Here is a 6,545-nt window from a genome sequence, read left to right as displayed (position 1 = left end):
ACTCAACACGACACCAGGATTAATGTCTGAAGGGTGGAGCAAGAAAAAGTTTGAGCCATTTCTCCAATTCTCCCTTTTCCCCATTTCTCCTTGTTTACACTTCTAATGTATAGCCCTGAACGGTTACCAGAAAAGATTATTGGTGTAGCCATTGAAATACATAGAACCTGCTTACCGAATGTTCAGCCGGCAAGCCAGATTTGTTAATCCATCCCTGATTTTCATCAGGACAAGTTTAATGTTGTTGGACTCAAGAGATTGCACTGATGAAAATCAGGGATGTTAAGCCTATCGTCCATAAATTTTAATTTTCTTCTCTGCGTCTCTGCGGTGAACGGTTACCGATATTTAGTGAGCCTGTAATAGCCAGTGCTATAGTTGATAGGTTACTGCACCATTCTATAACTATAAATATCCGTGGAGAGAATTACCGATTAAAGGAGAAGAGGATGTTTTTTGAGAAAAACAAATTATAATGTTGCAAAAAACGAAATTTTTTAGTATAATTATACTCAATAGATGTTCTTCTGGTGATTGAAATAAGAAATTTCGTAACACTCGATGTTCAAGTTTTTTAAAGGTATAAAGATTTAACCGCAAAGAGCACAAAGAAAGGTTTCGCAAAGGACGCAAAGAAAGAAAAACAGGTCTATAAACGAAAACGAACTTTCAAATATTGTTAATTGCTTATAAATTTCAATGTATTAAGACTCAAGGAAGGAATTAAAAGGGTGGTGAACAACCTATAATCTCTGCGTGCTTTGCGGTTGATTTCTTTGCGTTCTTTGCGGTTAAAAAAGGATAAACCACTTAATCTTAAAAAAACTTGAATATCGAGTTATAGGTATAAGAAAGGACTACAATAATGAAAACAAAAAATACTGATTTAACAAAAAAGGTATCTGAATTAACCGTCTTGACCAAAACCAGCAGTATTATTAACTCTACACTCGACCTGCAAAAATTACTTAAAATAGTTATGAAATTAGTTACAAAGGTACTGCAAGTAGAATCATCCTCTTTAATGCTTTTAGATAAGAGAAAAAATGAACTTATCTTTGAAGTTGCCTTAGGTGAAAAGAGTAAAGAAGTAAAAAAGATTACATTCCCTGCGGATAAAGGAGTTGCAGGTTGGGTACTTAAAAATCAGAAATCGTCTTTAGTTCATGATGTGAATAAAGATCCACGATTTTACTCAAGGATTGATATAGATACGCATTACAAAACTAAATCTTTATTATGTGTCCCATTGAAAATCAAGCAGAGGATAATTGGTGTATTGGAGGCAATCAATAAGATTGGTGGTGATTTTGCACAAGAAGATGTAAGATTACTTGAGGCAATAGCCAATCAAGTTGCCATTGCCATTGAAAATGCACAATTGTATAAAAAACTTGAAAAAAAGGTAGAATTAGCCAATCAGGAATTAATCCAGGCTAATAGATTATTACTCCTTCAAAAGGATAAAATTAAAGCCGTTATTGAAGGGATGGATGACGGTGTTTTTGCTACGGATAACAGCGGTAAGGTAATTTTGTTAAATCATAAGGCTGAAGAACTATCAGGAAAAAAGATAGGTTGTTCACTTAAAGATTTAATCAAAGACGAAGGATTTATTCAAGCATATCAAGAGGCGGGAAGAAAAGGGAGGGTGATAGAAAAAGAACTTAGTTTTAACTTACAACAAATATATAGCGTGATTATTACGCCGATGAAAGAAAAAGGTAAAACAGTTGGTCAGATAGCGGTCATGCGAGACATTACCAAACAAAAAGAAATGGAGCGACTAAAGGTTAATTTTATCTCCGTTGTCTCACATGAATTAAAAACACCATTGACCTCGATTAAATCTTTAGTAGAGATGCTATTAGATGAAGAATTGGAGCCCCAGACACAAAAGGAGTTCGCCCAGATTATTAATGATGAGGCAGATAGACTTGCTCGCCTATTAGGAGATTTGATGAATATTTCAAAGATTGATTCAGGAAAAAGAAAAATTAATAAACAACCTCTAATCATAAAGGATATATTAGAATCAGTTCGCATAAGATTTAAAGAATTAGCCCGGCGCAATGGGGTGATAATGAATTTTGAGATAGAGGATGATTGCCAGGAAATAGTCACGGATAAAGATATTATTGATGAAATTTTTATAAATTTAGTCTCAAATGCCATTAAATTTTCTCCAAAAGGTGGCGAGGTAAAAATAGAGGTGAAGAAAATCGAATATGAAAAGTTACCCGAGACGATAAAACACCAATTATCACCACTTCCATATATCTTGATATCTATAGCAGATACGGGGATTGGTATTGCCAAACAGGAAATGAAACATCTTTTTGTCGATGAGTTCTTCCGGTCCGAAAGAAAAGAGGTTCGTGAGGTAAGTGGAACAGGACTTGGACTAACTATTGTTAAAAGATTAATTACTCGACTTGGCGGAGATATTTTTGTTGAAAGTAAAATTGGTAAAGGAAGTAAATTTTCCTTTGTTTTGCCAGTTATCGGTGGTAAAGGGGTAACACCCTCGGATGGTTGACAAATTAAGATAACATATAGTATACTATTTTCAGGAGGTAAACAAAATGAGGTTAATATGGTTCATTATAATAAGTATTGGCTTAATTGGGCAGGCTTTTTCTGAAGAGATAACCGAAGATTATAAAGCAGAGGCACAATGGCATTATGAAATGGCTTGTGATTGCCTGAAAAAAGAAGACAAAAATCTTACCGAGGCAATCAGAATACTCCACGAGATTGTTGATTACTATGACCCTGACCACTTGCAGGCTTATGAATTACTTATTAAATGTTATGAAGAACTTAAAGATACGGATAATTTAAAAAGTATCCAGCAAAGATACACCCAGAGGTTACAAATTCAAAAAGAACAAAAACCAAAGAAAGACCAGATTACTGAATATTACACTGGAGGGACGGAAACAAACCAGATTAATGAATTAATCCAAAATCTTAAATTAGCTGATGCAGAAAAACGATATAATGCGGCTGAAAAATTAATCAATAAAGGGGATTTAGTCGTTTTTGCTTTAATTAAGGCACTTGAAAGTAATGATTTGGTTTTGCAAGGTATGGCGTGCTATATCTTAGGGAAAATAGGAAATAACCAGGCAGTAGAGCCACTTATTAATTTATTAAAGCAAGGTGTGCCAGCCAGCAAAATTGCCTCAGCCAAGGCATTAGGAGATATTCAGGATGAAAAGGCTATTGTGGAGCTTATCAATGCCTTATCAGACCCTTATTTTAATCATTACGAAGGGAAATATAAGATAAGGGAGGCGGCGGCAGATGCCCTGTCTAAATATGGTGAAAAGGCACTACCAAAACTTATCCACTCAGCCAGAAGTGATAATGAGGCAACACGCTGGTTCTCCTTAGAGGCATTGCAACGAATGGAATCTATCCCACAAACAGCTACATTGACCTTTATAAATGCTCTGATAGATAAAAATGACCAGGTCAAATTGACCGCAGTTAAGGCACTTGGAAAAATAAGAGATGAAAACTCTATCCCTTCGCTTGCCCGCACACTAAAAAGTAACAATGCCAATATCCGATATTTTGCTGTTCAATCTCTCAGTGAAATTAATTCAAAAGACTGCATAATGCCTCTTCTGGGGGCATTAAATGATGAGGATACTCAAGTAGTCAATGAGGCAATCAAGGTTTTGGTAAAACTTGGGGCAAAAGACGCTATTAATCCCATTCTGGTGATTGCTCAGGATGAAAAACGACCTGTGACCTCAAGATGGTATGCTATTCGGGCTATTGGGCAGTTGTATCTTCAGGAAGGAATGCCAATTTTAATCAAGGCATTATCAGATGAAAATGAGTGGATAAGAAGTGCGGCCGCAACGGCTTTAAACATTCCAAAAACAATCGAGGATAAAGAATTATTAGAAAAGAAAAAAAAGGCACTGACTTCACTTGGACTTAAATTCGCCCTCACCTCTTCTGCGACCTACGAAGAGGCACGAAAGGCAAGTATTTCAAAGGCACTAAAATTCCTTGTTGTCAATCAACACGAAGACGGCCATTTCCAGAGTGATATTTTCCCATTAGGCGTAACTCAATTAGCACTTTTATGCCTTTTAAAAGAAAGAATAAATGAAGAAGACCCGGTAGTTAAAAAAGGTATTGAATATATGCTCAAACATGCAAACCCGGATGGTAGTTATCTCTCGATAAGTGAGCCGGAAAAGATAAAATGCTCGTATAATACCTCGTTAGCGATAATGGTTTTATCGGCAACTGAAAATCCAATGTATAAAAATCTGGTTGAAAAAAGCATATCATGGCTTTTGAGTATTCAAGATAAAGATGGTGGCTTTGGGTATGTTGCAGGTGGCAGGTCAGATTTAAGTTCAACAGAGTTTGCCTTAATGGCATTAGATTCTGGATATAAATTCTTAGGACGAGCCAAAACCGATGATGTCTGGATACGGGCATTGGCTTACTTAACTCAGCAACAAAATTCAGATGGTGGGTTTGGATATATCAAAGAAAAAGGCACTGTATCTTATGGAAGTATGGGTGCGGCGGGTTTAATTGGGTTTTTACTTTGTAATTTAGACACCGCGGACATTCGAGCAAAAAATGCCCTGCACTGGATTAGCCAGAATTATACCTTAAATGAAAATCCATACGGACCGGCTAAATGGTACGAATATTATATTCATAGCCTGGCTTTTGCACTTGAATTGACTAAAAAAGAAACCATAATTGATAGCCAGGGGAAGGTGCATTATTGGTATCCAGAGATAGTCAATAAATTGATAAGGATGCAGGATAAAGAAGGTTTTTGGGTAATCTCGCAAGACTGCCTTTTTACAACATATTTTACCCAGGTATTACAAATAAAACCTATGCCAGAAAGCATTGAGTTAAAATTAGAAAATGAAAATTAAAGCAGTTTTAACTTCGGATAATCATTTAAATAATTATTATGCAAAGATGTCCCCAATGCGGTTAGAAGAGCGTCGGGCGATAATTCGTCAGGCATTTCAACAAACGATTGAATTTAGCCTTGAGAAGCAAGTGAATTTATTTTTACATGCAGGTGACCTGTTTGATATGCCTGACCCTAAAAATACTGAATTAATCTTCATTGCTCGCCAATTCCAGAGGCTAATCAAGAATAATATTCAGGTGTTTTTAATTGGTGGAACACACGATGTCCCTAAAACACGCACCGTGACCACAGAAGGTATTCCACAGCGTATCTTCCATGAAACAGAACAGGCACATCTTTTATACGATGCGACACAAATCCAGATAGTCAAAACTAAAATTAAGGATTTAGAAATAGTCGTAGGAGGATTGTCATATAATCCTAAACTCATCAAAGGAGATGACCCATTAAGTAATCTCACCTTCCCAGCAATTGGTGATATAAATATCCTTCTCCTTCATTATGGCATTGAAAATCATATACCAGCGGATGTTAATGAACCATTACTAAGATATTCGAGTATTTCCAGATTAGATGGGGTAAATTATGTCTTCGTCGGACATCAACATCGAACGGAGGTGTTTAAAATAGAAGATAAACAGGTTATTATCCCGGGTGCTACGGAACGAATGAGTTTTGGAGAATTATCTAATCCAACGGGATTTTATTATTTAGAGTTAGAAAAAAGTGGTCTATCAAGCCTGGAATATATTAAAATAGAACCTCAGCCAATGATTGAATTTAAGATTTCTTTATCTACCTTTTCATCATCAGGCGACCCAACCCCATATCTCATCGAAAGATTTTTACCAGTATCTACTCCAGAAGGTATTTTAAAATGTAAAATTATTGGGAGTATCTCTCGGGAGCTTTTTCATAAACTTAGACTTAATGAAATCTGGCAGTTTGGAATGTCACACAACTTCCATTTTGACCTGGATACAAAGGACCTGTTTATTGAAGATGAAATGATAAAGATAAGTTCTTCTGGCAGTATAAGTCAGCGAGATGAAATCACTAATGTGGCTGCGGCACTAATTGATGAGGCTCAAGAAGAGGATGAAAAAAGGATAATTCACGAGGCAAAAAATCTTATATTTTGTAACCGTTCAGGGTGTAATTAAGGGAAAAGGGGAAGTAACCGTTCAGGATATAGCCACAGAGTCACAGAGAACACAGAGGGAATATAGCAGTTATTAGTCAAAATTTTACTCAGAGTGGATAAGTAAAAAATCCCAAATCCCAAGCACCAAATCTCAAATAAGCACCAAATTCCACATACCAAAAAGCGAATTAGAGATTAGATTTTACTAATTCGCTAATTCGCTTAATTCACTAATTCACTAAATGGAATTTGGAATTTGATAGCCATATCTATGTCAAATTTCGATTAATAAGTGCTATAGATTTTAACTTTTTCTCTGCGTCTCTGTGTCTCTGCGGTGAATATAGCAGTTATTAGTCAAAACTTTACATAGAATGGATGTAACTATTTACCTAAATGAAGTGTAACAAAGGAGAAGAGGGGAATATGGAGAAATGGAGAGAAGATGAATTAACTGATAAAATCATT

General features: G+C 35.9%; 3 protein-coding genes and 1 pseudogene. All 4 read left to right on the top strand.

Going from position 1 to position 6,545, the window contains the following annotated elements:
- The first annotated feature begins 344 nt into the window (after positions 1–344).
- A pseudogene (locus tag AB1414_13325) lies at positions 345–476 on the top strand (ATP-binding protein).
- A 389-nt stretch (positions 477–865) separates the two neighbouring features.
- Complete coding sequence (locus tag AB1414_13320) at positions 866–2,539, top strand: ATP-binding protein (GenBank protein MEW6608404.1); 1,674 nt, start codon at positions 866–868, stop codon at positions 2,537–2,539.
- A gap of 46 nt (positions 2,540–2,585) precedes the next feature.
- Positions 2,586–4,928, top strand: a complete 2,343-nt coding sequence (locus tag AB1414_13315) for a HEAT repeat domain-containing protein (protein MEW6608403.1) — start codon at positions 2,586–2,588, stop codon at positions 4,926–4,928.
- A complete protein-coding gene (locus tag AB1414_13310) occupies positions 4,918–6,096 on the top strand; it encodes a DNA repair exonuclease (protein MEW6608402.1) in 1,179 nt (392 codons plus the stop codon). The genes AB1414_13315 and AB1414_13310 overlap by 11 nt, the downstream gene beginning before the upstream one ends.
- Positions 6,097–6,545 lie beyond the last annotated feature (449 nt).

It is taken from the genome of bacterium, from assembly GCA_040755795.1.
Lineage (GTDB): Bacteria > UBA9089 > CG2-30-40-21 > CG2-30-40-21 > SBAY01 > JBFLXS01.
The sequence above is the reverse complement of the archived record's forward strand: the minus strand, read 5'-3'. Positions and strand labels throughout refer to the sequence as shown.

Excerpts from the sequence above, each read along its gene's own strand:
- AB1414_13320 (MEW6608404.1), top strand. The coding sequence starts at position 866 with ATGAAAACAAAAAATACTGATTTAACAAAAAAGGTATCTGAATTAACC.
- AB1414_13315 (MEW6608403.1), top strand. The coding sequence starts at position 2,586 with ATGAGGTTAATATGGTTCATTATAATAAGTATTGGCTTAATTGGGCAG.
- AB1414_13310 (MEW6608402.1), top strand. The coding sequence starts at position 4,918 with ATGAAAATTAAAGCAGTTTTAACTTCGGATAATCATTTAAATAATTAT.